The 25,756-nt window shown below is 51.7% G+C and carries 20 protein-coding genes and 1 tRNA gene; 11 read left to right on the forward strand and 10 right to left on the reverse strand.

Translation table 11 applies throughout. The features are described 5' to 3' along the window. Positions 1-20 precede the first annotated feature (20 nt). From clpA to QWY27_RS02070, 4 genes are read left to right on the forward strand one after another with little or no spacing between them, the layout of a single operon-like run. Positions 21-2,339 carry an ATP-dependent Clp protease ATP-binding subunit ClpA gene (gene clpA / locus QWY27_RS02055; RefSeq protein WP_290194244.1) on the forward strand — a complete coding sequence of 773 codons (2,319 nt, stop codon included), beginning with the start codon at positions 21-23 and terminating at the stop codon, positions 2,337-2,339. Next, entirely contained in the window at positions 2,339-3,571 is a 1,233-nt protein-coding gene (locus QWY27_RS02060) for a paraquat-inducible protein A (RefSeq protein ID WP_290194246.1), read from the forward strand. The genes clpA and QWY27_RS02060 overlap by 1 nt, the downstream gene beginning before the upstream one ends. A 25-nt stretch (positions 3,572-3,596) precedes the next feature. Then, the gene (locus QWY27_RS02065) at positions 3,597-5,279 is read left to right on the forward strand and encodes a PqiB family protein (RefSeq protein ID WP_290194248.1); all 1,683 of its coding nucleotides are present in this window, start codon (positions 3,597-3,599) and stop codon (positions 5,277-5,279) included. Then, positions 5,276-5,905, forward strand: coding sequence for a PqiC family protein (locus tag QWY27_RS02070; protein ID WP_290194250.1), 630 nt, complete (start codon positions 5,276-5,278; stop codon positions 5,903-5,905). The genes QWY27_RS02065 and QWY27_RS02070 overlap by 4 nt, the downstream gene beginning before the upstream one ends. Here QWY27_RS02070 and dut read toward each other — a convergent pair. From dut to QWY27_RS02100, 6 genes are all read right to left on the reverse strand, one after another. After that, positions 5,902-6,351: a dUTP diphosphatase gene (gene dut / locus QWY27_RS02075; RefSeq protein ID WP_290194252.1), complete on the reverse strand. Its 450-nt coding sequence runs from the start codon at positions 6,349-6,351 to the stop codon at positions 5,902-5,904. The two genes, QWY27_RS02070 and dut, sit on opposite strands and share 4 nt — an antisense overlap. A 62-nt stretch (positions 6,352-6,413) precedes the next feature. Further along, positions 6,414-7,061: a DedA family protein gene (locus tag QWY27_RS02080; protein WP_290194254.1), complete on the reverse strand. Its 648-nt coding sequence runs from the start codon at positions 7,059-7,061 to the stop codon at positions 6,414-6,416. 18 nt (positions 7,062-7,079) lie between these two features. Next, complete coding sequence (gene coaBC / locus QWY27_RS02085) at positions 7,080-8,285, reverse strand: bifunctional phosphopantothenoylcysteine decarboxylase/phosphopantothenate--cysteine ligase CoaBC (RefSeq protein WP_290194256.1); 1,206 nt, start codon at positions 8,283-8,285, stop codon at positions 7,080-7,082. Next, complete coding sequence (gene lspA, locus QWY27_RS02090; RefSeq protein WP_290194258.1) at positions 8,269-8,808, reverse strand: signal peptidase II; 540 nt, start codon at positions 8,806-8,808, stop codon at positions 8,269-8,271. Before lspA ends, coaBC begins: the two co-directional genes overlap by 17 nt. Positions 8,809-8,810: 2 nt before the next feature. Then, a complete protein-coding gene (gene ileS, locus QWY27_RS02095) occupies positions 8,811-11,657 on the reverse strand; it encodes an isoleucine--tRNA ligase (protein WP_290194574.1) in 2,847 nt (948 codons plus the stop codon). Further along, positions 11,647-12,612 carry a bifunctional riboflavin kinase/FAD synthetase gene (locus tag QWY27_RS02100; RefSeq protein ID WP_290194260.1) on the reverse strand — a complete coding sequence of 322 codons (966 nt, stop codon included), beginning with the start codon at positions 12,610-12,612 and terminating at the stop codon, positions 11,647-11,649. The genes ileS and QWY27_RS02100 overlap by 11 nt, the downstream gene beginning before the upstream one ends. A gap of 44 nt (positions 12,613-12,656) precedes the next feature. On the opposite strand from QWY27_RS02100, the gene purN reads away from it, so the two are divergent. The 4 genes from purN (at position 12,657) to QWY27_RS02120 (ending at position 18,507) form a co-directional block, all read left to right on the forward strand. After that, positions 12,657-13,319, forward strand: a complete 663-nt coding sequence (gene purN, locus QWY27_RS02105; RefSeq protein ID WP_290194261.1) for a phosphoribosylglycinamide formyltransferase — start codon at positions 12,657-12,659, stop codon at positions 13,317-13,319. After that, positions 13,319-14,920, forward strand: a complete 1,602-nt coding sequence (locus QWY27_RS02110) for an RsmB/NOP family class I SAM-dependent RNA methyltransferase (protein WP_290194263.1) — start codon at positions 13,319-13,321, stop codon at positions 14,918-14,920. Before purN ends, QWY27_RS02110 begins: the two co-directional genes overlap by 1 nt. A gap of 126 nt (positions 14,921-15,046) precedes the next feature. Beyond that, positions 15,047-16,246, forward strand: a complete 1,200-nt coding sequence (locus QWY27_RS02115; protein WP_290194266.1) for a DesA family fatty acid desaturase — start codon at positions 15,047-15,049, stop codon at positions 16,244-16,246. Continuing rightward, a complete protein-coding gene (locus QWY27_RS02120) occupies positions 16,243-18,507 on the forward strand; it encodes a UvrD-helicase domain-containing protein (protein WP_290194268.1) in 2,265 nt (754 codons plus the stop codon). Before QWY27_RS02115 ends, QWY27_RS02120 begins: the two co-directional genes overlap by 4 nt. A gap of 3 nt (positions 18,508-18,510) precedes the next feature. On the opposite strand, the gene QWY27_RS02125 is transcribed toward QWY27_RS02120, so the two are convergent. From QWY27_RS02125 to dapC, 4 genes are read right to left on the reverse strand one after another with little or no spacing between them, the layout of a single operon-like run. After that, complete coding sequence (locus QWY27_RS02125; protein WP_290194271.1) at positions 18,511-20,523, reverse strand: ABC-F family ATP-binding cassette domain-containing protein; 2,013 nt, start codon at positions 20,521-20,523, stop codon at positions 18,511-18,513. Further along, positions 20,520-21,428: a 50S ribosomal protein L3 N(5)-glutamine methyltransferase gene (gene prmB / locus QWY27_RS02130; RefSeq protein WP_290194273.1), complete on the reverse strand. Its 909-nt coding sequence runs from the start codon at positions 21,426-21,428 to the stop codon at positions 20,520-20,522. Before prmB ends, QWY27_RS02125 begins: the two co-directional genes overlap by 4 nt. Before the next feature lie 43 nt (positions 21,429-21,471). After that, positions 21,472-22,293, reverse strand: a complete 822-nt coding sequence (dapD, locus tag QWY27_RS02135; protein WP_290194275.1) for a 2,3,4,5-tetrahydropyridine-2,6-dicarboxylate N-succinyltransferase — start codon at positions 22,291-22,293, stop codon at positions 21,472-21,474. A 53-nt stretch (positions 22,294-22,346) separates the two neighbouring features. Next, a complete protein-coding gene (dapC, locus tag QWY27_RS02140; RefSeq protein ID WP_290194277.1) occupies positions 22,347-23,558 on the reverse strand; it encodes a succinyldiaminopimelate transaminase in 1,212 nt (403 codons plus the stop codon). A 75-nt stretch (positions 23,559-23,633) separates the two neighbouring features. Between dapC and QWY27_RS02145 the strand changes: the two genes are divergently transcribed. The 3 genes from QWY27_RS02145 to clpP all read left to right on the forward strand — a co-directional run bounded on the left by QWY27_RS02145 (position 23,634) and on the right by clpP (position 25,755). Next, positions 23,634-23,720 (forward strand) — tRNA-Leu (locus QWY27_RS02145). A gap of 67 nt (positions 23,721-23,787) precedes the next feature. Then, positions 23,788-25,098, forward strand: a complete 1,311-nt coding sequence (gene tig / locus QWY27_RS02150; protein ID WP_290194278.1) for a trigger factor — start codon at positions 23,788-23,790, stop codon at positions 25,096-25,098. Then, the gene (gene clpP / locus QWY27_RS02155; protein WP_290194280.1) at positions 25,099-25,755 is read left to right on the forward strand and encodes an ATP-dependent Clp endopeptidase proteolytic subunit ClpP; all 657 of its coding nucleotides are present in this window, start codon (positions 25,099-25,101) and stop codon (positions 25,753-25,755) included. It abuts the gene before it with no gap. The last annotated feature ends 1 nt before the right edge of the window (position 25,756 follow it).

Here is a 25,756-nt window from a genome sequence, read left to right on the forward strand (position 1 = left end):
GATAGAACGTCGGAGGAAATGTGATTTCCCAAGAGCTCGAAGTTAGTTTGCATATGGCCTTTGTTGAGGCGCGATCAGCTCGTCATGAGTTCATCACTGTTGAGCACTTATTATTGTCGCTGCTAGATAACGCAGCTGCGATTGAAGTGCTGCGTGCATGTTCCGCTAACATGGACGAGTTGCGCAACAATTTGCGTAAATTTGTCACGGACAATACACCTGTCATTCCAGCGGGTGCAGAGGTGGACACTCAACCTACACTTGGATTTCAGCGCGTGATACAGCGCGCGATTATGCACGTGTCGGCAGGTGGGGCCTCCAAGAAGCCTGTGACGGGTGCAAACGTTTTGGTCGCCATTTTTGGTGAAAAAGAGTCCCACGCTGTGTTCTACCTCCAGCAGCAGGGTATTTCTCGCCTTGATGTTGTGAATTATCTGTCGCATGGCATCAGCAAACAAGCTGCAGCCGAGACGCCTGTCAACCCCAAGGAGCAACAAGCTGAAGGTTCTGAGCAGAACGCAGAGGGTCGACAGTCTCCACTGGATTTATATACCCAGGATTTGAACGCTGCCGCGACTGCTGGGCGCATTGACCCGTTGATCGGCCGTGAGCAGGAAGTCGAGCGGGTCATCCAGACGCTATGCCGCCGCCGCAAGAACAATCCTTTGCTCGTCGGCGAGGCGGGTGTGGGTAAAACGGCGATTGCCGAAGGTCTAGCTTATCGCATCACGCAAGGCGAAGTGCCAGAGGTTCTGCAAGATGCGCAAGTGTATTCTCTTGACATGGGTGCACTTTTAGCCGGGACAAAATACCGCGGAGATTTTGAGCAGCGTCTCAAAGGCGTTCTCAAACAGCTGAAAAATAATCCTCAGGCTATTTTGTTCATTGATGAAATTCATACGCTGATTGGTGCGGGCTCAGCTTCGGGCGGCACGCTTGATGCTTCCAATTTGCTCAAACCTGCTTTGTCCTCGGGTCAATTGCGTTGCATCGGTGCGACCACGTATACCGAATTTCGCGGTGTGTTTGAAAAAGATGCTGCGCTCTCCCGCCGTTTTCAAAAAGTCGATGTGTCTGAGCCAACCGTGGCACAGACTATTCAGATTTTGCGTGGTTTGAAAGGTCGCTTTGAAGAACACCATGGTGTCAAATACTCAGGCGCGGCACTGACTGCAGCGGCCGAGTTGTCTGCGCGTCACATCAACGATCGGCACTTGCCTGACAAGGCAATTGACGTGATTGATGAGGCCGGCGCAGCTCAACGTTTGCTACCCCGCTCCAAACAAAAGAAAGTCATTGGAAAGACGGATATCGAAGCAATCGTGTCACAGATCGCGCGCATCCCTCCTCAAACAGTTTCAAGTGACGATCGAAGCAAGCTCGCTACCCTTGAGCGTGACCTTAAAACAGTTGTTTACGGTCAGGATGGCGCAATCGAAGCGCTGGCGGGTGCCATCAAAATGGCGCGCTCAGGTCTTGGGAGGCCAGAAAAGCCCATCGGTGCTTTCCTTTTTTCCGGACCGACTGGTGTAGGTAAGACAGAGGTTGCTCGACAATTGGCTTTCACTTTGGGTGTTGAATTGTTGCGTTTTGACATGTCCGAGTACATGGAGCGCCATACTGTTTCGCGTTTAATTGGCGCGCCACCGGGATACGTTGGTTTTGATCAGGGCGGCTTGTTAACTGAAGCGATCAACAAACAGCCTCATTGCGTGCTCTTGCTCGACGAGATTGAAAAAGCGCATCCAGATGTCTTCAACATACTGTTGCAGGTCATGGACCATGGCACACTCACGGACAATAACGGTCGAAAGGCTGATTTCCGGAATGTCATCCTTGTGATGACAACAAACGCAGGTGCCGAGGCTTTGAACAAACCCAACATCGGTTTTTCAAATACCCGTGCAAGCGGAGATGAAATGGGTGATATCAAGCGCTTGTTTTCTCCCGAGTTCCGCAACCGTTTGGATGCAATCGTTCCATTTGCTGCGCTGAGTCAAGAGGTTATTCTGCGCGTAGTGGACAAGTTCTTGATGCAACTTGAGGATCAGTTGCATGACAAGCGTGTGGATGCGACCTTCACCGATGCTTTACGCGCGCATCTTGGCAAAAACGGTTTCGATCCTTTAATGGGGGCTCGTCCCATGCAACGCTTGATTCAGGACACCTTGCGTCGGGCCTTGGCTGACGAACTGCTTTTCGGAAAGCTCGTAGACGGTGGCTCAGTGCTTGTTGATGTTGACGCCGACGGAAAGGTTATTCTTGATTTTGAATCAAAGAGCAATAAGCCAACTGATGCGGCCAAAGGCTCGGATCGGGAGGCTGAGCTTGTCCACTGATGCCATCAGCATCTGGTCATTCAGTCTCTAAGACTACTGTGCAGAGCCCGTCCCTATACCCTGAGCCGGCCTCTGCACGCGCCCTGACTCTGACTTGTCACCAGTGTGGCGCTGTTTATACTCGTCCTGTTCTGGAACCCGACCAATGGTCGCAGTGCGTACGTTGCAATAGCGTACTTGAAACTTATGCGACTTTTACACCAGGCGCTTGGCTAGCCATTATTTTGACGGCCATCATTAGCCTGGGTTTTGCCAACGCCTATCCGGTCGCCACACTTTATCTTCAGGGCCAAGGGCAAGCTGCCACCTTTTTTGATGCGATCGCAGTGGTTTGGCGCGAGGGCTATCCGGAGGTTGCAGTTGTGACGTTTTCGGTTGGTTTTCTTCTACCAGCTATTCATTTGTGCCTGCTTTTATGGGTGTTGCTGCCACTTTCGTTTGGTCGTTTACCCATGTTTTTTGAATCGGCCCTCAAAGCGATTGACCATTTAAAGCCTTGGTGCATGGTGCCTGTTTTTCTGATGGGCATTCTTGTTTCTGTTGTCAAACTTGCTGGTCTTGCCTCTTTAGTTGCCGGAGTTGGGCTTTTTGCAACCGCCTGTGCAGCCATTCTATTAACAAGTCTTGGACGTTTAAGTGAGCATAGATTGCGCATGATGGCAATCGATTTAGGTGTGCCCGCCGAGCTTCCAGTTGTTCCAAAACCGCCATCTCCAGCACAAATTTCTCGGGCCTGGGCACTTGTGATCTCCGCTACGATTCTCTACATCCCCGCAAATCTTTTGCCGATTATGAACATCACGACTGTGGGAGGGAGTTCCGGGCACACGATTGTTGGAGGGGTGATTGAACTCTTGCAGATGGGTTCCTGGGACATTGCCTTGATCGTGTTCGTGGCGAGTGTCATGGTGCCAGTGTTCAAGCTTGTCGCGCTCTCAGTTCTTATCGGGCTGACTCAATACGGAGCCGAGCATGGTCTGCGTAAACGGACACAAATTTATCGTGTAGTTGAGTTTATTGGACAGTGGTCCATGCTTGATGTGTTTGTGGTGATTTTGCTTTCAGCCCTGGGACAATTTGGCGCTTTGCTGAGTATTCAGCCCGGAAGCGGGGCTATCGCCTTTGGCGCAGTCGTTATTTTGACCATGCTGGCAGCCTTAAGTTTTGATCCTAGGCTCGCTTGGCGTCGCGCTGGACATCGGCGTCACGTATCATCACGTTTTAATATTTAGTCGAACGGTCAACAGAGAGAGCACTTTGAGTCAACCTAATGAGTCTGGATTGCCTGAGTCCGCGCCAGCGCAGTCAGGAAAACCTTTGCCCCGTGTAGGCCGCAGGCCTAAAAGGAGCCTTGCTTGGGTATGGTTTATACCCCTTGCAGCCCTTTTAATCGGACTCTCAATTGTTTGGCGCGGGATTTCACAAAAAGGACCCACCATTACCATCTCTTTCCAGTCAGCCACAGGTATCGAGACGGGTAAGACTCAGATTCGATATCGGGACGTTGTGATTGGACTCGTTAAAAGCGTCCGTCTCAATGATAAACAAAATGGTGTGATCGTCGAGGCGGAGTTGACAAAAGATGGCGCAGTGTTTGCCCGAGAGGGCTCCCGATTCTGGGTTGTCAGGCCACGTATTGGTCTAGGAGGCGTATCTGGCCTGTCCACCTTGCTGTCAGGCTCCTATATCGAGTCTGATTTCGACGGTATGGTCGGGGGTCAATCAAAACGCGCGACTGAAAAGGAGTTTGTAGGCCTTGAACAGCCCCCGCCTATTGCAAGCGATCGCCCTGGTACTCGTTTTGTACTTCGCGCGCCCACGCTCGGCTCACTCGGACCTGGCGCACCTATTTATTATCGTCGGATACAAGTGGGACTGGTGACTGGTTTTGAATTAAACAAGGCCGGACAATCCGTTGATCTGAATGTTTTTATTGATGCACCATATGATAAATACGTTGACGCTAGCACGCGCTTTTGGGATGAAAGCGGAATTGATTTGACGATCGGTCCCGCAGGAATGCACATACAGACAGAGTCTTTAATTTCCCTGATAGCCGGAGGCGTATCTTTCGCTTCCTTTGGTAAGCCTCATGCCCTGACCGATGCGAATAAGCCCTTCAAGCTTTTTGAGTCTCGACGGGCAGCAGAAGCTGTGCCCGAGGGCGTGGCTGTTCCAATACGCATGCGCTATGACCAGCCGGTGCGAGGCCTGAGTGTGGGGGCTCCTGTTGCCTTTCACGGCGTCGATATCGGAGTTGTAGATTCTGTGGCTTTGGATTTCGATATCGTGACTCGAAAGTTTTTTACCAATGTGGATGCGACTCTTTATCCTGAACGACTTGGCTCTGTCTATGTGGAGTTAAAGCTTGCCAGTCAAACTCCGGAGGATCTTGCGGCCTCGTTGAGCGAGCTCACGAGTAAGGGATTGCGCGCACAGTTACGTTCGGCAAATATCTTGACTGGCCAGCTCTATATCACTTTGACAGACTTTCAGAATCTTCCGCCGATCGAGACCCCTCAGGTCACATTGCCTTTCCTCATGCCTACGATTGCCTCGGATGATCTGAGCAGTATGCAAGCGCAGATTGCCAACATCATTAGCAAGATTGATAAGATCCCTTTTGAAAAGCTTGCTCTTGATATCGATTCGATGGTCAACGAAATCAAGCGACTGAGTGCCAATATGGATAAAAACGTCACACCCAAGCTCGCTTCCACGTTGTCGCAGATCGAAGTGACAGTTAAAAATCTCAATACCTTGATTGCTCCGGGCAGTCCATTAACAACAAATGCGGAGTCAGCTCTTGAGGATTTGAAAGCCAGTCTGAAGTCTTTGCGCGCACTGACAGATAACTTACAGGCGAATCCTGATTCGATTATCCGCGGAAGAAGCACGCAACCCTACTCAAGAGACACACTTGGAGCCCCAGGAAAATGAAATTATTTTTCAAGCGTTTATCCTTAGCTCTTGGCGTATTGTCACTTGTTGGCTGCGCGGGTCCTCCCGCGCACTACTACACGCTTAGTCGGGCAGGCACGCCCGGCAGCCCGCCCTCAACAGCCGCCTCCATCACACCCGTTAAAGCCATCGGTCCTTACACGCTGTCCGAGATCAGCGTACCGGCACAGGTAGACAATGTGTCGCTCGTCGTGCGTCAGGGCGATGGTCGATTAATGCTTCTGAGCGAGGATCGTTGGACTGGGCCATTGTCTTCCCAAATCTCTACTGCACTGTCACAGTCTTTAACCCAGCTATTGGGTATGCCACCTATTCAACATCTGGTTTCCGAGGCTGCAAAAGCGTCTGTCACAAAAATCCAATTGGACATACAGCGCTTTGACCTCATTCCAGGTCAGTCCGTGGCACTTGATGCGGTGTGGAGTATTCGCACACCAGGCAGCAAATCATTTTTGACTTGTTACACACCACTCGTTCAACCCGTTGGGATTGGTGTGATAGCCCTTGTTGAGGGGCAGCAGGCAAATGTTCAGGCCCTAGCTCAAGAGTTGGCGCAGGCCCTACAAAATGATCAAGCGCCTAAGGGCTCGCGTTGTACACGTTAGGCCGTACCCGTGCTTCCGAACCCACCTGCGCCGCGCGACGATTGATCGAAGTCTTCGACCACATTGAATTGAATGCGTGCGATGGGGAGAATGACGAGCTGTGCGAGGCGCTCCATTGGTTGAAGCGTATATGCGATTTGGCTTCGGTTCCAGGCTGAAACCATTAGAGGGCCCTGATAGTCTGAGTCGATGAGCCCCACAAGATTTCCCAGAACAATGCCATGTTTATGACCTAAGCCAGAGCGGGGCAAAATCACTGCTGCGTACCCCGGATCTGCTAGGTGAATGGCAAGTCCAGTTGGAATAAGTTGCGTCACACCTGGCTCGAGCACAAGTGGACTGTCCAGACAGGCACGTAAGTCCAAGCCCGCGGAACCATCAGTTGCATAGGCGGGAAGTTGATCTCGCATCCTGGCGTCTAGGATTTTTACGTCAACGGCTTTCATGGGTATTCTCTTTGGTCGGTAGGATGATCTCGGCAAGCGCCTTTGAAAAATGATGAGTCCGATCAGGTACGACTACGCTTGCGTGCGTGTGCTTTGCTATTGATCGCCCGTCGTTTTCGAATGACTAACCAGGTAATGACGGCGATCACAGCAATACCCACAGCAGAATAAATAGTCGCATGTTGTCCTTCTTTAAGGGCTTCTACGCTGAGGGTTGCCAGATAGCCTGGCGCCAGGAGAGCTGGCAGCCATAAGATCGCAGAAATAATATTCGCAATCTGAAAGCGAAGCTCAGGCATACCCATGACTCCGGCAACAGTCGGGATGAAGCACCGTAGCGGACCTAAAAAGCGCGCGATGAGTACGGCTAGAAAACCGAAGCGATAAAAGAATAGGCGCGCGCGCGCGATTTGACGTCTATAAGGGTAAAAGCGTTTGTGTCTTAATACTTTAGGACCCATCCAGCGACCGAACCAAAAGGAAACTGCATCCCCGACAATTGCGCCAGCAATCCCCCAGAATAAGATCGGTCCGGCTGCGAGCGTACCGCTCGCGATCAATGTGCCGGTTGCAAAAAGTAAAACAGTTGCAGGCAAAAAAAGTCCCACAATGAAGAGTGATTCACCAAACGAAAAAAGGAATATGACGAGACTGGCCCACGACTGATTTTCTTGAATGAATAATACGATTGAGTCGATCAAAGCTTGCATGGGTGAGCCTGGAATTGATCAAGATGAGGATTGTGATTGTTTGAAACGCTGAGCAATGGCGTACACAAGTTGACGTGCGGCATCTTGTTTATGACTCAAGGGTAATGCATGTTCGCCTTGATCATCAAAAATTGATACTGTAGTGTGATCAGCATCCATGACGTGTTGTGCAAGGTTTCCGATCAGCATTGGGATGCCTTTGCGGAGCCTTTTTTGATGGGCATACTCAGAGAGATTTTCGGTTTCTGCAGCAAACCCAACGCACCATGGTCCATCATGTTTTGCCGCAACGCTGGCCAAAATATCAGGGTTCATTTCAAATTGAAGTTCGGGAGTAGCGTTGCCATCTTTTTTAATTTTCTCTTCAGATACGTTCTTGATTCGCCAGTCAGCAACCGCTGCAACGGCGATAAAAATATCCTGACCTGAAAGATTTTGCATCACTGCATCGTGCATCTGCTGAGCAGTCTCGACATTGATCCTTGTCACCCCATAAGGGCAGGCAAGTGCTGTGGGGCCTGATATGAGCATGACTTCTGCACCAGCTTCCCAAGCGGCTTGTGCGAGTGCATAGCCAGTTTTTCCTGAGGAACGGTTGCTCAACACACGCACGGGGTCAATCGGCTCAACGGTTGGGCCCGCAGTCATGAGCACCCGTGTGTTGACGAGATGTTTGGGTTGAAAGAAACGTCTGATTTCTGCGACGATTTGCAGAGGTTCGAGCATTCGACCATCACCCGTTTCCCCGCAGGCTTGTTCGCCACTACCTGGCCCCAGAACTTCGATGCCATCGAGGCGTAACTGTTGCACGTTACGTTGGGTGGGTGCAGCAAGCCACATTTCTCGGTTCATGGCCGGGGCGACAAGCAAAGGACAGGCTCGCGCCAGACAAAGCGTCGAAAGTAGATCATCCGCACGACCGTGCACGAGTTTAGCCATGAAATCAGCTGAAGCAGGCGCAATGATAATGGCATCTGCACCTCTGGAAAGCTGAATATGAGCCATGTTGTTGTGCACACGACTATCCCAGGCATCTACAAACACAGGGCGACCACTCAAGGCTTGCAGTGTGACGGGCGTAATAAAGCGCGTCGCAGACTCTGTCATCACGACATCGACTTGTGCGCCCCGTTCGATGAGTCTGCGAACAAGATCGGCAGCCTTATAGCAGGCGATGCCACCGCTTAAACCCAGCACAAGCCGTTTGTCATGTAGATCTTGCATGCTGACCCCGAAGTCGAAGAATTTCGTCGATGACTAAAAGGATAGCACCTACAGTAATCGCTGCATCGGCGACGTTGAATGCAGGATAGTGCCATTGCTGCCAGTAAAACAGAAGAAAGTCCACGACGTGACCATAGGCAATGCGGTCAATGACATTTCCGAGGGCGCCACCCAGAATTAAGGTTAGCGCAAGCATAAAACGGTGCTGTTCCCGGTGGGTATGCATCATCCAGAGGATAAAAACGCTCGCACCTAAACCTAAAATAGTAAAAAACCAACGCTGCCAACCTGGTTGGTCTGCTAAAAAGCTGAAAGCAGCCCCCTTGTTGTACAACAAGGTGAAGTCAAAGAAGGGCAAGATATTAATGCGTTGTCCATAACGCAACGTTTGATCAAAACCAATTTTGGTTATTTGATCAATCAGAATCAGAAGCAAAGCCGTGAAAAGCCACCTGCCCAAACCACGATATCCGCTCGGGGTGTTGAGCGATGCATGCGTCTGGTCCTGATTGGCGCTGTTCATACTCAGGTGGCGGCTGCTTCGTTCAGACTCTCAACGCAACGCCCACAAATGTGGGGATGCGCTGAGTCTTGTCCAATATCGTCACGCCAGTGCCAGCAACGCTCGCACTTTTGATGCGAAGAGGCAGCTATACTCACCTCAATGTCACCAGTTCCTGCGTGGATGCCGACGCGTGAAACAATAAAAATGAAGGGCAACTGATCTGAAACGCTTTGCAACAAAGCAAGATCCTCTCCGCTGGCGGTTAAATCGACTTCGCCCTGTAAAGAGGAGCCAATGCTGCCGGCGCTGCGTAGGTCTTCGAGCTTGCGCATCACGAGGGCACGAATTTCTCTCAGGCGCGTCCAACGCTCTTGTAGCTTGTCAGCTCCTGTCACATTGGGAATCTCGTGAAAGCACTCTGTGAAAATCGTCACGCGCCCAATTTTCGGGGTGTTTTTGAGTGTGGTTTGAAGTAAGACACCCCAAGCTTCTTCGGCCGTGAATGACAGGACAGGGGCCATGAGCTTGAGCAAAGTCTGCGTGATATGAAGCAGGGCGGTTTGAGCAGAGCGACGGGCCGCACTACGAGGCGCCGATGTGTATAGACGATCTTTTAGAACGTCCAGATAAAACGCTCCAAGATCCTCGGAGCAGAAATGCTGCAAACGCGACATTGAGGGATGGAAGTCGAATTTTTCGTAATGTGAGAGGACTTCAGACTGCATGTTTGCTGTCATCGCGAGAGCGTAACGATCAATCTCGAATAGACTCTCAACGGAGACAATATCATTGACCGCATCAAAATCAGCAAGGTTGGCCAAAAGGAATCGTAAAGTATTTCGAATGCGTCGATAACTTTCTACCACGCGTTTAAGAATCTCGTCTGAGATCGATAGTTCGCCTGAATAGTCGGTGCTGGCCACCCATAGTCTGAGAATCTCAGCACCAAGGCTATCCGACACTTTTTGAGGCGCAATCACGTTTCCAACGGACTTGCTCATTTTGCGACCCTGACCATCCACGACAAAACCGTGGGTCAGCAAGCTTTTATAAGGAGCGCGACCAGAAAGCATGCAGCCAGTCAGCAAAGAGGAGTGGAACCATCCGCGATGCTGATCGGAGCCTTCCAGGTACATATCCGCAGGCCAGGGCAGTTCGCCATGCGAACCCCGGTGCTGATTGTCCGGTCCACCAAGCACCGTGGCGTGTGTCGTCCCGGAGTCGAACCATACATCGAGCGTGTCGCGATTTTTTTCGTAGTCTTTTGCTTCTTCACCCAGCAGATCAGCAGGCTCAATAGCCTGCCACGCTTCGATCCCATCTTTTTCGACACGCTTGGCCACTTCTTCAAGAAGTGCGGGGGTGTTTGGATGTAGGGCGCCGGTTTCTTTGTGTATAAAGAAAGCCATCGGAACCCCCCACTGCCGTTGGCGTGAGAGTGTCCAGTCTGGTCTGTTGGCAATCATCGCGTGAAGACGCGCACGGCCCCACGCCGGATAAAATGCGGTGGCATCAATTGCCGCCAAGGCGCTTTGCCTCAGAGTCGGCTCGCCCCCCTTGGGTTGAACGTCCATGCCGGCAAACCATTGACTGGTGGCACGATAAATAATTGGTGTTTTATGGCGCCAGCAGTGCATATAGCTATGCGAATGGGGCTCTTGCTTGATGAGCGTGCCAGCGCCACTCAATGCTTCAACAATTTTTGGATTTGCTTCCCAAATACTCAGACCGCCAAAGCCAGGCAGAGAGGGGACAAATTTTCCATCGCCCATGACCGGGTTGATAATGTCAGCATCCTTCATGCCATGGGCTTTACAAGACAAAAAGTCTTCAACACCATAAGCTGGAGCTGAGTGAACAACACCTGTTCCCGTATCAAGGGTGACATAGTCTCCGAGATAAATCGGCGCGGTGCGTTGATAGCCAACATTGAAGTTGGCCAAAGGGTGCTCAAACGTGATCTGATTGAGCGCTTGTCCCACACATTCAGCAATAATTTCGCCCTCGAGACCCCACTCTTTGAGACAAGCCTCAACGCGATCGAAAGCGAGAATCAATAGCTCGCCCGTTGCAAGTGCTGGTGTAACACGCACCAAAGCGTATTTGAACTCAGGGTGGATATTCAGCGCCTGGTTGGAAGGAATCGTCCAGGGTGTGGTGGTCCAAATGACGATCGCACCTGCTCCAATCTCCGCTTGTCCAAAGGCCTTGGCGAGCGCCTGACGATCTGCAAAAGGAAAGGCAATGTGGACGGCTGGATCCTTACGGTCTGCATATTCAACCTCAGCCTCTGCCAGCGCTGAGCCGCAATCAAAACACCAGTTCACGGGTTTGAGACCACGAAAAACATAGCCTTTTTCCAAAATACGCCCAAGAGCACGAATTTCATTGGCTTCATTGCTGAAATTCATGGTCAGATAGGGTCGATTCCAGTCGCCTAAAACGCCCAGTCGCTCAAAGTCTTTTTTCTGGCGCTCGATTTGCTCAAGCGCATAAGCCCTTGCTTTAGCCTGAACTTCGGCAACGGGTAAGTGCTTGCCGAATTTTTTTTCTATCTGGATTTCGATGGGCATCCCATGGCAATCCCAGCCGGGAACGTAGGCCGCGTCAAAGCCAGCCATGTTGCGGCTCTTAACGATGATGTCCTTCAGTATCTTATTGACAGCATGACCGATATGGATATCACCATTAGCGTAAGGCGGTCCATCGTGCAGTAAAAAAGTCGGACGTCCACGGCTTGCATCGCGGATCGCCTGATAAACCTTTTTTTCTTGCCATTGCGCGACCCAGGCGGGCTCTCGACGCGGGAGGTCTCCGCGCATCGGAAAAGGAGTGTCGGGCAGATTGAGTGTGTTTTTATAGTCCATGGAGCGCAAAGTAAGCGCGCGCATGCTGTGCATCGGCATGCATGGCGGCAGTCAAGGTTGGCAGGTCGGGAAACTTTTCTTCATCCCGCAGATGCTGCAGGAGTTCAACGCGCACGAGTTTACCGTATGCGTCTACATTCAGATCAAATAAATGGGTTTCTAGCAAAATACGTCCGTCATTTTCGACGGTAGGACGAACCCCAAGGCTCGCAACGCCGGGCATCGCAGTCGGTCCCAAACCGTGGGCGCGGACGACGTATATCCCGGAGCGGGCTGCGCATCGTGGCGTGACCCGCATGTTCATCGTGGGCATGCTCAGCGTACGGCCAAGTTTCTTACCATGAATGATGTGACCAGTCATCCCATAGGGACGCCCCAGAAGGCTGGCGGCCCGGGCAACGTCGCCCGCTGCGAGTGCGCCCCGGACTTCAGAACTGGAGATCCTGCGGCCTTGGTCATCGGTCACATCGCTCAGAGTATGCACCTCTATGCCACAGCGTTGACCAAGCTCGCGCAGCAAGTGAACATCACCTGCACGCTGTCGGCCAAACCTAAAGTCCTCGCCCACCAGTAACCATCGAACATTAAGTTCTGTAGCCAGCCATTTTGTAACAAAATCCGTGGCAGACATTTCCGCCATCGCTCGGTTAAAACGTGCGAGCACAACACGCTCGATTCCTGCGCAGGCCAGGGCGGTGAGCTTGTCACGTAGACCAGTAATTTGGGGCGGAGAGAGCTCAGGACGGTGGTTTAAATGGGCAAAATATTGCCGTGGATGCGGGGCGAAGGTCAGGATCGTCGGGGAAAGTTTCAGACGAAAGGCCGCATCACACAATTGGGAAATCATAGCCTGATGCCCGCGGTGAACCCCGTCAAAATTACCAATTGACAAGGCGCAAGGCAGGCGAAACTCGGGCGCGGGAGCTTGACGAAAAATGCTGAAAATTGTTTTCACGGATGACAGTTTACAATTTCAGGCTAGCCTTATTGTGGAATCCCATGCCAGACCCCAAAATTTTTCGTCCCCGTTTTGTGATTTTGATCTCAGGACAGGGCTCAAACATGCAGGCAATCATGCGGGCGTGTCAGTCTGGTGAGTGTGCCGCAGACGTTGTGGCGGTGATCGCGAGTCGCTCCGAGACGGCCGGACTGTCTTGGGCGGCTGATCAAGGTGTTGAAACGGTTGGTCTACCTCATCATGCCTTCCCATCCCGGGAGGCTTTTGACCTTGCCTTGGCCGAGACTATTGACCGTTTTTCTCCAGATTATGTCTTGTTGGCAGGCTTTATGCGCGTTTTAACGCCAGGCTTTGTTGAGCGCTATTCTGGCCGTCTAATCAATATTCATCCCTCATTGCTACCCGCTTTTCCGGGTCTACATACTCACGCCCAAGCATTGGCCACGGGTGTGCAGGCCCATGGTTGCACCGTACACTTCGTGACTCCGGTGCTTGATCATGGTCCGATCATTGCTCAGGGCGTGGTGCCTGTGCAGGCGCACGACACCCCTGAAACTTTAGCCAATCGTGTTCTGGACATTGAGCACATCGTTTATCCGCAAGTCGCTTGTTGGCTTGCGCAAGGCCGTGTCAGACTGACGAGTGATCATCGCGTTCAGGTCGACGGTGTCTCCACGCGTCTTTTTATTTCAGGGCCACACTGATGAGCAATCCCAACAAACCTGGCCGTCGGCCCTCTGGCGCGAGCGGCGTCGGGACTAAAAACAAGAAAGATCAAGCGCGCGCCGCTGCGCTCAGTGCTTCTACAGGCAAGGTAAGACCAGGCTCGGCCACAGAGCGTTTGCTCAATGCCCAGCCACGTGGCACGCATTCAGGTGGTTCAACACAAACCGGTGCGCGTTCTGCAGGGCGTGAAGTCGCCGGTCAGGTTGGCGCGCCCGCTGTTTCAACATACGTTCCCAAGCCACGTCAGCCTGTGATGACCGTTCGGTTGGATCAAATTCGTCAGGTGCTCGACGAGGTGCTGACTTGGCGATTTGCGGCGGACTCTGTCGTTTCCCATTGGTTTAGGGCGCACCCAAAGCTTGGTATTCGAGATCGTGCCGAGGTGGCTGAAGTGGTCTATGACGTGATGCGTCATTTGCGTCGATATCGACAGCTCGGTGAGAGTGGAGTGGGTAACGCCGTGCGACGGTTAGCGATTCAGGGTGCCATCGCAACGATGGGCGCTGAGAAAGTGCGTCCTGTTTTAGATGTCGGTGAGCTGGCATGGCTCGATAGGATTGCCCAGATTGATGATCAGTCCCTGTCGCTTCAGGTAAGAACGAGTTTGCCGGACTGGTTGTTTGAACGTATCAAAGATTTACCTGAACTGGAGTCCTTAACGAGCGCGCTCAATTCTGCTGCCCCCCTTGATATTCGTGTCAACCCCATGAAGGCGGACCGCGATGAGATGCTTGCTGATCTTGCCAAGGGAAATGGCGTGCGTCACGCACCCGTTGCCACTCCCTTTTCACCCTGGGGGATTCGTCTGAAAGGACGTCCTGCAATGAATAAGTGGCATCAGTTTGAGCACGGATTAATCGAGGTTCAGGATGAGGGTAGTCAGCTACTCGCCTTGTTAGTTGGCCCAAAAAGGGGCGAAATGGTCATTGATTTTTGTGCGGGTGCCGGAGGTAAAACGCTTTTGCTGGGGGCATTGATGCGCTCGACTGGCAGGCTGTATGCCTTTGACGTATCCGCAACGCGTTTAGCTAAAGCTAAACCTCGTTTTGCACGCAGCGGTCTGTCCAATATCGTACCAGTCGCCATTGAGCATGAAAATGACACGCGTGTACGTCGATTGGCAGGTAAAGCACAAAGGGTTTTGGTTGATGCCCCATGCAGCGGCGTGGGGACCTTGCGCCGAAATCCTGATCTGAAATGGCGTCAGTCCCTACAAAGTTTGCAAGAACTTACAGCCTTGCAGACCCGAATTTTGGCTAGCGCCTCGCGCTGTGTCGCACCGGGCGGACGACTTGTCTATGCGACCTGCAGTATTTTGCAAGAGGAAAATCAAGCACAAGCTGAGTTGTTCCTTGCGAATCATCCCGATTTTGAACTTGTGGACGCCGCTCCGATCCTGGCCGCTCGCACGCCTCTGCAAATTGAAGGACCTTATTTGAGCTTACGTCCGGATATTCATGGGACAGATGGGTTCTTTGCAGCGGTTTTTGAAAGAAAGAAATCCTTGGTTTCTGATCAGCCTGAAACCTTGAGTGATGCACAGTCTGAGTCAGAAGGGCACGTTTCAGAGGATGTTTAGGCTTTAGCGACCGTTAACACTTAAATAGTTGATTTTGCGCAAAAAGTTAAGGGTATTCGCTAGCAGTCAGGCACCGTCTGGGCTAAAATCCTCTACATCTTAATGTCTTGGATTTTAGACGCATACATGAACGACATCATTTCTTTTGCAGCAGGCGGTTTGCTACAGGCAAACTGGTGGCAGGTTGTACTCTTTACGCTGGGGATGACCCACGTAACGATTGTTGCCGTCACCATTTTTCTGCATCGTAGCCAAGCGCACCGTGGTTTGGATTTACATCCTGCCGTGATGCACTTTTTCCGTTTCTGGCTTTGGTTGACCACAGGCATGGTGACCAAGGAATGGGTGGCGATTCATCGCAAGCACCACGCCCGTTGCGAACGTGATGGCGATCCGCATTCACCGATGATCTATGGCATTGGTAAAGTTTTATTTAGCGGCGCTGAGCTCTATCGGCACGAGTCAAAAAACGCAGAAACCTTGTCTAAATTTGGACATGGTACGCCTGACGACTGGCTCGAGCGCAATGTTTACGCGCGTTTCAGCGCCCGAGGCATTATTTTGATGTTGATCATTGATGTCGCGCTTTTTGGCTCGATCGGTTTGACGATCTGGGCGATTCAGATGGCCTGGATTCCTTTCTGGGCAGCTGGCGTAGTAAACGGTATTGGTCATTACTGGGGTTATCGTAATTTCGCCAGTCCCGACACCAGCACAAATGTCTTCCCTTGGGGAATTTTGATTGGTGGCGAGGAACTACACAATAACCATCATGCCCATGGCACTTCAGCAAAATTTTCCAGTAAATGGTACGAATTGGATATTGGTTGGATCTACATTTTGGGGCTAAAGGCTCTTGGGTTGGCCAAGGTGAAAAAAGTCGCGCCTAAGCTTCGTCTTGAAGCAAACGGCAAAGCTGGCGTGGATTTACGAACCTTGCAGGGCGTGATTGCACATCGTTACGAGATTTTGGCCCGTTACACAGGTCTCATGAAGACCGCATGCAAAGATGAGCTCGCCCGCCTAAAGGCCTCCAAAGCCGATAGCCGTGCCGATGCCCTCGCAGCTGCAACCCATTGGCTCGGACGTGGCGAGGAAAACCTTGCTCCAGCTGAGCGTGCGCGTATCGAACAGGCTATTTCTCAGAGCGACTCGTTATCGACACTTGTCCAGATGCGTCATGATCTTGTAAAGCTCTGGGATAGTTCAACAGCCTCCAGCGAGCAGTTGCTGCATGACCTTCAGGCGTGGTGTCAGCGGGCTCAGCAAAGCGGTATTACCAGCTTAGAGGAGTTTGCCTTGCGTCTTCGCCGCTATGCGGCATGATCGATAAGCTTAACGACCCTCAGCGCGCCGCCGTCACTTTACCCGCCCAACACGCTCTAGTTTTGGCTGGAGCGGGTAGTGGAAAGACAAGGGTCCTAACGACTCGTATGGCCTGGCTAGTTCAAACCAGCCAGGTGAGTCCTCTCGGTATTCTTGCTGTCACATTTACTAACAAGGCCGCCCGGGAAATGGTGGCCAGGGTGTCTGCCATCCTGCCGATTGATACCCGTGGGCTTTGGATTGGTACGTTTCACGGCCTTTGCAACCGGATGCTTCGGGCCCACCATAGGGATGCTGGTCTACCCCAGGCTTTCCAAATTCTCGATACAGCGGATCAGTTCGCTGCAATCAAAAGACTGCTCAAAGCCAACGGTATCGATGATGATAAATATCCGCCGCGTGATGTGCAGCGCTTCATCAATGGAGCAAAAGAGGATGGCCAACGACCTGCAGATATTGAGGCTTTTGATAGCTTCCGTCGTCGCCTGATTGAAATTTACACTCTTTATGAGGCTCAATGTCAGCGCGAAGGCGTCGTTGACTTTCCGGAGTTGCTGTTGCGCGCTTACGAACTTTTATCGCGTAATAGTCCGATCCGTGAACACTATCAACGCCGCTTTAAACACATCCTGGTCGACGAGTTCCAGGACACCAATACTCTGCAATACAAATGGCTGACCTTGCTTGCAGGTGGGGGAGCGCATCTTTTCGCTGTGGGTGATGACGATCAGTCGATTTATGCTTTTCGAGGCGCAAATGTTGGCAATATGGCTGACTTTGAGCGTGACTATGCTCGGGGTGCAGTCATTCGACTCGAGCAAAATTATCGTTCTTTCGGACATATTCTCGACTCCGCTAATGCTCTTATCAGTCACAATACCGGACGTCTCGGCAAAAACTTATGGACTGAGCAGGGCGAGGGCGAACAGATTCGCGTAGTTGAACAACCCACTGACTTGCTTGAAGCGCAATGGCTGGTTGAAGAGGTTCGGGGCTTGATCTCTGATGGTCGTGACCGAAGTCAAATTGCGATTCTTTATCGCAGTAATGCCCAGTCTCGCGTGATTGAGCATGCATTGTTCTCCGCCGGCGTGCCTTACAAGGTATATGGTGGTTTGCGCTTTTTCGAAAGACAGGAAATCAAACACGCGCTCGCCTACTTACGCCTGATGGCAAATCTTGATGACGATACCTCTTGGATGCGCGTGGTCAATTTCCCGCCCCGTGGTATCGGCGCGAGAACCCTGGAGCTTCTGGGTGATCAGGCTAAGGCATATGACACGAGTTTAAGTGCTGCCGTTGCAAGAGTGCCTGGTAAAGGCGGTTCTAATCTTGCTCAGTTCTCAATGCTGATACAACGCTTGTCAGAGGAAACGCGTCAGTTGCCTCTTCCTGAACTGGTAGAGCACGTGATTGAGCATAGTGGTCTGATTGCGCATTATCAGCTCGATCGTGAAGGCGCGGATCGCATTGAAAACTTGCGTGAACTCGTCACTGCTGCCGCTGCGTTTGTGGCAGAGTCTGACATGGGTGGCTTGCCAGCTGGGGAAATTGTTCAGAAAGCCGGTCTTCAAGATCCAATGCAAGAAGGCTTTGATGGTTTGTCACCACTGATGGCATTCCTGTCTCATGCTGCCCTTGAAGCTGGAGATAATCAAGCACAAGCTGGACAAGATGCTGTGCAGCTGATGACAGTTCATGCTGCCAAAGGTCTCGAGTTTGATGCTGTGTTTATTACAGGTATCGAGGAAGGCTTGTTTCCGCACGAAAACAGTATTCTTGAGCAGTCGGGTCTTGAAGAAGAGCGTCGCTTGATGTATGTGGCCATCACGCGTGCGCGCGAACGCCTTTACTTCAGTCTGGCTCAGAGTCGTATGCTTCACGGTCAGACACGTTACGCCATGCGTTCCCGTTTTCTCTCTGAGATCCCTGAAGAACACTTGAAATGGCTCACGCCCAAGCAGGGCTTGAGTGACTCTGAGCCTAGATGGAAGTCGAGTCGTTCAGACTTTGACGCCTATGCCAAACAAGGCGCTACGCTGCGCACACCAACAGTCGCCCGTAGTTCAACTTCTGGCGTGACGGTCGGAAGCCAACAATTTCGAGTCGGTCAGGGTGTGCGTCATGCCCGCTTTGGGGAAGGCACAATTTTTGGTCTGTCTGGAAGCGGGATGGATGCTCAAGCCCAAATCCAGTTTAGAGACGTAGGTGCTAAAACCTTGGCCCTTGGTGTCGCGAAACTCGACATCATTCAGGGCTAGCACTTATTTAGAGCTTGTGCTTGCCATGATAAGTTCGATTTCGCTTTGTAGTTCAAGCCAAGTCTCTTCAAGCTGACTATGTCTTTTGGTTAGCTCCCCATGCTGAGCCATTGTATTGAATCTTTCCTGGCGACGCGCCTCCGAGTAAAGATCTGAATCCGCTATTAAAGTATCAAGAGCTTTGAGCTGATTTTGTATGTCCTCAAGTTCTTTTTCGATCTTTGTCAGCTTTGCATCCAAAGGTTTACGTAGAGCCGCAGTGCGTTGACGCTCCAGAGCCTCTTCACGTTTTTGTTGTTTTCGATCCGTATTTGAGGCTTCAGAGCCAGTTGAGCATAGGGAGTTGTCAGGTAAGCTGATATGACTGATCGGACGTGTCGCGCTGTCTTGCTTGCGCGAGTGGGCTTGATGTTGTGCGAGCCAGTCGCGGTAGTCCTCGAGATCTCCGTCAAACTCTTGAACGCAGCCGTCGGCAACAATCCAAAAGCTGTCTACTGTTGTGCGAAGTAAATGTCGATCGTGTGAAACAAGAAGCATGCTGCCACCAAACTCAGCAAGTGCTGTCGTTAAGGCTTCACGTGTTTCAACATCCAGGTGGTTGCTTGGCTCGTCTAACAGCAGCAGGTTAGGTTTTTGCCAGACGATCAGTGAAAGCGCAAGCCTTGCTTTCTCTCCTCCGGACATGGGTTCAACTTTATCTGTGACGCGATCTCCGCCAAAACCGAAACCACCGAGGTAATTGCGCAATTCTTGCTCGCGATGAGTCGGTGCGAGACGCATCAGGTGCTGCAGCGGACTGCTTTCCAGGTCCAGCATATCAAGTTGATGCTGAGCAAAATATCCAACTTCAAGACCGCGAGAAGCTTTGCGGCTGCCAGCTTGAATGTCAAGTTCTCCCGCGAGCGTTTTGACCAGTGTGCTTTTACCCGCACCGTTTATCCCGAGGATGCCAATGCGGTCACCACCGCGGACCATCAAGCGAACATTGCGCAAAATCGTGATCTGCTCGCCATGCTCGTTTGAATAGCCCGCTTGCATATCTTCCAAGACGAGTAAAGGATCGGGCATTTGTTCTGGAGACGGAATACGGATATCGATTCCAGACTCCGCATGAATCGGTGCCAACTGTTCCATTCGAGCCAGTGCTTTGACACGGCTTTGCGCTTGCTTGGCTTTTGATGCCTTTGCTTTGAAGCGATCAATAAAACCTTTCAAACGTGCAGTTTCACGGGTTTGGCGTTCCCAGGCGATTTTGGTTTGTCGTAAACGCTCGGAGCGTTGAATGACGAAGTCCTGATAGCCGCCTTTGTAACGATTGAGTTTGCCTTGATCAAAGTGAAGAATAGTTTGAGCAACGGAGTCTAAAAATTCAGTGTCATGGGAGATCAGAAGAACAGTGCCAGAGTAGGCACTTAGCCACCGCTCTAACCAAAGCATAGCATCGAGATCGAGGTGATTGGTCGGCTCGTCAAGCAGCAGAAGTTCAGAGGGCGCCATCAGTGCCCTGGCTAGCGCAAGACGCATACGCCATCCGCCGGAAAAGCTGTCAACAGGACGATCCCATTGCGCGGGGGTAAAGCCTAGGCCTGCCAGCAGTTGTTCAGCACGAGAGGCGGCTGTCCAGGCTCCCGCCTCGATGAGCTCGGACTCCAGTTCAGCGATGCGAGCGCCTAGCGCTTCGGCTCCAAGGGGATTGCTTTCAAGTTCTTTCGTCAGCAGGGCGCGCGCGCTTTGCAAGGCACGCAAATTGGTGTCGCCATCTATAACAAATTCGCGGGCTGAATCGTCGCTTGAGGCAATCTCTTGCTTCACACTGGCGATTCGCCAGCCTTGAGGGATTTCCAGATTGCCTGCATCCGCCTCGATTTCATGCTGAAGCAGCGCAAAAAGAGTCGACTTTCCTGCACCATTTTTTCCGACGAAACCAACGCGTTCACCGGGATGCACCACAAACTCAGTTTGATCGAGCAATACCTTTGTGCCGCGACGAACCGTCAAACCAGAAGCACGAATCACGGTGTCAATTGCTCTTTAGTCAGGAGAAGAATTTGATCAGAGGCCTCTGCACTATCAAGCCATACAGGCTCTAAATCAGGGAATGCTGCCTCAAAGTAAGGTCTCTCGTGTCCGATTTCTATCAGTAGCAAACCATCCTCGCTCAGATGAGCGGGGGCTTGCTCAATAATCGTTCTGACAAGATCCATGCCATCATCACCACCTGCCAGCGCGAGTGAAGGCTCGTGGCGATACTCGGGAGGGAGTTTCAGCATCGATGCTGAGTTGACATAGGGAGGATTGCTGATAATCAGATCGTAGTGTGCGGAAACAGGGAGCGGATCGTAGAGACTTCCGTGATGCAAGTTGAGTCGATCTTTTAATCCGTGTTGTTCAACGTTAATGAGTGCAACATCTAGTGCATCTTTTGAAATATCTGTGGCATCCACAAAGGCTTCTGGGAATTGATGCGCCGCTATGATCGCCAGGCACCCTGAACCCGTGCACAAGTCAAGAATTCCGGTTACTTCATAAGGATCGGCAATCCAAGGGCTGAGCTGATTCATGAGCAATTCAGCGATCGGTGAGCGCGGGATGATGACGCGCTGATCGACATGAAACGAATAGCCTTGCAGCCATGCCTCATGCGTCAGATAGGGGGCCGGTAAACGTTGCTCGCATCGTAAATCGATCAAACTCAGTGCGGCCTCACGCTCAGAAGGCAACACGCGTGCTTCCATGAAAGGCTCTAGTTGATCGGGAGGAAGATGCAAGGCATGCAAAACAAGATATACAGCTTCATCCCAAGCATTGTCTGAGCCATGACCGAAGAACAGTTTGCTTTCGTTAAAGCGCGATACAGCGTAGCGAACTAAATCACGTACGCTGCAAAGCGCTTCACGAGAACCATCCATTGTTGTGGTCATGCCGGTGTTAAACCTGAAAATTCTTTAGTGAAGTCGCAGATCATTAAGCTCTCAATAAATCGTTGATGCTTGTCTTGGCGCGCGTTTGAGCATCTACACGCTTGACGATGATGGCGCAATTCAAGCTATGTGAACCATCGGCAGCAGGCAAGGAACCAGGTACGACCACTGAGCCTGAAGGTACGCGACCGTAGTGAATTTCTTTGGTCTCACGATCGTAAATGCGCGTGCTTTGAGATAAAAATACGCCCATAGCCAGCACGGAGTTTTCTTCAACGATCACGCCCTCAACCACCTCTGAGCGGGCGCCAATGAAGCAGTTGTCTTCGATGATAGTAGGGTTGGCCTGCAGAGGCTCAAGAACGCCGCCAATGCCCACTCCGCCCGAGAGGTGAACGTTTTTGCCGATTTGAGCGCACGAACCAACTGTGGCCCACGTATCAACCATTGTCCCTTCATCGACATAGGCGCCGATATTGACATAGGAAGGCATCAGCACAACATTGCGGCCGATAAAAGCGCCGCGTCTGGCAACTGCAGGGGGTACTACGCGATAACCACCTGTTTTGAATGCGGTTTCTCCGTATTCGGCAAACTTGAGTGGAACCTTGTCGTAGAACTGCACGGGAGCCTGACCCATGATCGCGTTGTCATATAGTCGAAAGGACAGCAGCACCGCTTTTTTGATCCACTGATGGACTTCCCATTTGCCGTTGATCTTTTCAGCCACGCGCAAACGTCCGGTATCCAAGGCATCGATAGTGTGTTCAACAGCTTCCCGTACGGCGGCGTCTGCTGCGGAGGGGGAAAGATTGGCCCGGTTTTCCCAGCCTTGTTCAATCGTGGTTTGCAGATCGAGAGTCATGACAGTCCTGTAAATAATCGAAAATAAAGAGTTTGGATAAAGAAAAGTATTTCCTAGCGCTTGGTAACTGGGTAGTGTTGACGAACAAAGTCAGCAATCCGGTGAGCGCCTTCAACGCAGTCAGCAAGTGGAGCAACCAGCGCAATCCGTACGCGATTCAAACCTGGATTGACACCATTGACAATGCGTCCGACATAGCTACCGGGTAACAAGGTGACATTGGTGTGAGTGAGAAGCTCTTTCACAAACTTGTCATCGGGTCCTGGCGTACCAGCCCAAAGGTAAAAGGATGCGTCCGGGCGCTCGACATCAAGCACGGGCTGTAGGATGGGCAAGACTGCATCAAATTTAGCTCGATATTGCGCGCGGTTTTCAATTACGTGTGCCTCATCATTCCATGCGGCAATGCTTGCGGCAGAGACGACTGGAGAAAGGGCGCTACCGTGGTAGGTGCGATAGAGCAAAAATTTATCGATAAGTTGTGCATCGCCCGCGACAAAACCAGAACGCATGCCTGGCACGTTGGAGCGCTTTGACAGACTTGAAAAGCTCATCAAATTACGGAAGTCGTGACGCCCAAGCTGATAGGCGGCCTGCATACCACCTAACGGAGGATTATCCTCGTCGAGATATATCTCGGAATAGCATTCGTCAGAGGCAATGACAAAACCGTACTGATCGGAGAGTTCGAACAGGATTTTCCAATCAGACAAAGGCATGACATTGCCTGCTGGATTACCTGGCGAGCAGACAAATAACAGTTGCGTGCGCGCCCACACTTCACTGGGCACCGTTGTCCAGTCGCAACGAAAATTTTTGGCGGGGTCCGAGTTGACGTAAAAAGGCGTTGCGCCTCCTAATAGCGCAGCACCCTCATAAATTTGGTAGAAAGGGTTTGGACAAACCACCAAACCCTCTTTCGTGTCATCAAGAATAACTTGACCAAAGGCAAATAACGCTTCGCGTGAGCCGAGTGCTGGCAAAATTTGTGTTTCAGGGTCAGGACAGGGAATGCCGTAGCGTTTGCCGATCCAACTGCTGATTGCCTGGCGTAATTTGGGATCGCCCTTAGTGGGAGGATAGACAGACAACCCGTCGAGTCCGTTCATGATTGCAGTTTTCACGCAGTCAGGGGCGGGGTGCTTGGGTTCACCAATTGAGAGATTGATTGGCCGCAAGCCCGAGGCGGCAGGATTTGACTGCGCGAGCAACGCACGCAATTTTTCAAAAGGATAGGGCTGTAAAGTATCGAGGCGCGGATTCATTCGGACATTTTAACCAGTTGCTCGACAGGGTGGGGCGGAAAACCCGCCTAGTGTGCGCTACAATGTCTGGCTATTGCGAAGGTGGCGAAATTGGTAGACGCACCAGGTTTAGGTCCTGACGCCGTAAAAGGTGTGCGGGTTCGAGTCCCGCCCTTCGCACCAACCCCGTACCTTTACTCGGCGTGGGCTGTTTGCTGCGCTTTCCGTCCTCTTTGTTTGGTAGATTTTCATGCAACCTGTGGTTGAAACCCTTTCCGGCCTAGAGCGCCGCATTGAAATCTCGGTCTTGTTGGCCGACGTCGAAAAAGCTGTTCAGGCTGAACTCAAGCGAGTGTCCCGGACTGCTAAAGCCCCTGGTTTTCGTCCTGGAAAAGTTCCAATGGCGATGCTTGAGCGCACCCATGCTGCCGGTATTCGTTATGACACGATCAACAGTAAGGTCGGTCAGGCGTTTGAGCAGGCTATCGAAGCCTCCGGTTTACGTATCGCTGGTGCCCCCAAGCTTGAGCCCAAGACTGAGGGGACTCCTGAGGGTACTTTGGCGTTTTACGCAGTATTCGAGGTTTACCCCGAGGTGACCCTTCCCGATTTGTCAACGCTCAAAATCAAACGTGCCGTGACGCCTGTCGGAGACGCAGAAGTCCAAAGCACTGTGGACATCCTGCGCAAGCAGCGTGCTGAGTATGTTGCCCGCGAAGGTCGCGCAGCGACTGACGAGGACCGTGTCACGTTGGATTTTGCTGGCACGATCGAAGGCGTGCCGTTTGATGGTGGCAAGGCAGAGGATTTCCCCTTTGTATTGGGTCAGGGCCGAATGTTGCCCGAGTTTGAAGTGGCCGTGCGCGGCTTGAAAGCCGGCGAGTCTAAGGTGTTCACCTTGGTATTCCCAGCTGATTACGGTAGCAAGGACGTTGCTGGTAAGACAGCTGAGTTCACGATCAAGGTTAAAGAAGTTGCCGAGCCTATTTTGCCCGTTGTGGACGCAGAGTTCGCTAAATCCTTGGGTCAGACAGAAGGCGATGTAGAGAAATTGATGGCAGATATTCGCGGCAATATTGAGCGCGAAGTCAAAGCCCGTACCCTTGCACGCACCAAAAACAGTGTCATGGACGCTTTGATTAGCGCCGCAAGCTTTGACGTACCAAAATCTCTCGTTGAAAGCGAGTGTCAGGCGCGCGTGCAAGCTGCCCGTGCCGAGTTGACACAGCGTGGTGTACCCAATGCTGACAAAATGCCTATTCCCGCTGATGCTTTTACCGCTGAAGCCGAGCGTCGTGTACGCTTAGGACTGCTGGTGTCTGAGCTCGTTCAAAAAGCGCAACTCCAGGCTAAGCCTGAGCAGGTTCGCGCTCGCATTGAGGAGTTTGCTGCCAATTATGAAAAGCCTGCTGAAGTTGTGAGCTACTATCTTTCAGATCGTGCTCGCCGTTCTGAGGTCGAGGGCATCGTGCTTGAGGACAACGTTGTCCAACATGCGCTGGCTCAGGCTCAGGTCGAAGACGAGCAGGTGCCCTTTGATCAAGTGATGGGAACAACCTAAATGCAACGTTTTACCGATTTTTATGCATCCATGCACGGTGGCGCATCTGTCACACCCACCGGGCTTGGTTACATACCGATGGTTGTCGAACAATCGGGCCGTGGTGAGCGCTCCTATGATATTTACTCACGCCTGCTCAAAGAGCGCGTGATTTTTTTGGTGGGACCGGTTAATGACCATTCCGCCAATTTGGTGGTGGCGCAATTGTTGTTTTTAGAATCTGAAAATCCTGACAAGGATGTCGCGCTCTATATCAACTCACCTGGTGGATCGGTATACGCTGGCATGGCGATCTACGACACCATGCGTTTTATCAAACCAGAGGTTTCCACGCTCTGCACGGGTCTCGCTGCAAGCATGGGAGCTTTCTTATTGGCTGCCGGGCAAAAGGGCAAGCGCTTTTCCTTGCCCAATTCCCGCATCATGATTCATCAGCCCTCAGGCGGCGCCCAAGGCCAAGCCTCTGATATTCAGATTCAGGCCAGAGAGATTCTTGATCTGCGCGAGCGTTTAAACCAGATGCTTGCCGAACACACTGGCCAATCAGTTGAGCGTATCGGAATCGATACTGAGCGAGACAACTTCATGTCGGCACCAGACGCTGTTGCATATGGTTTGATCGATAAAGTACTGACTTCACGCGCGGATTCTGTTTAAT

This window comes from Zwartia vadi, assembly GCF_030410375.1.
Lineage (GTDB): Bacteria > Pseudomonadota > Gammaproteobacteria > Burkholderiales > Burkholderiaceae_B > Zwartia > Zwartia vadi.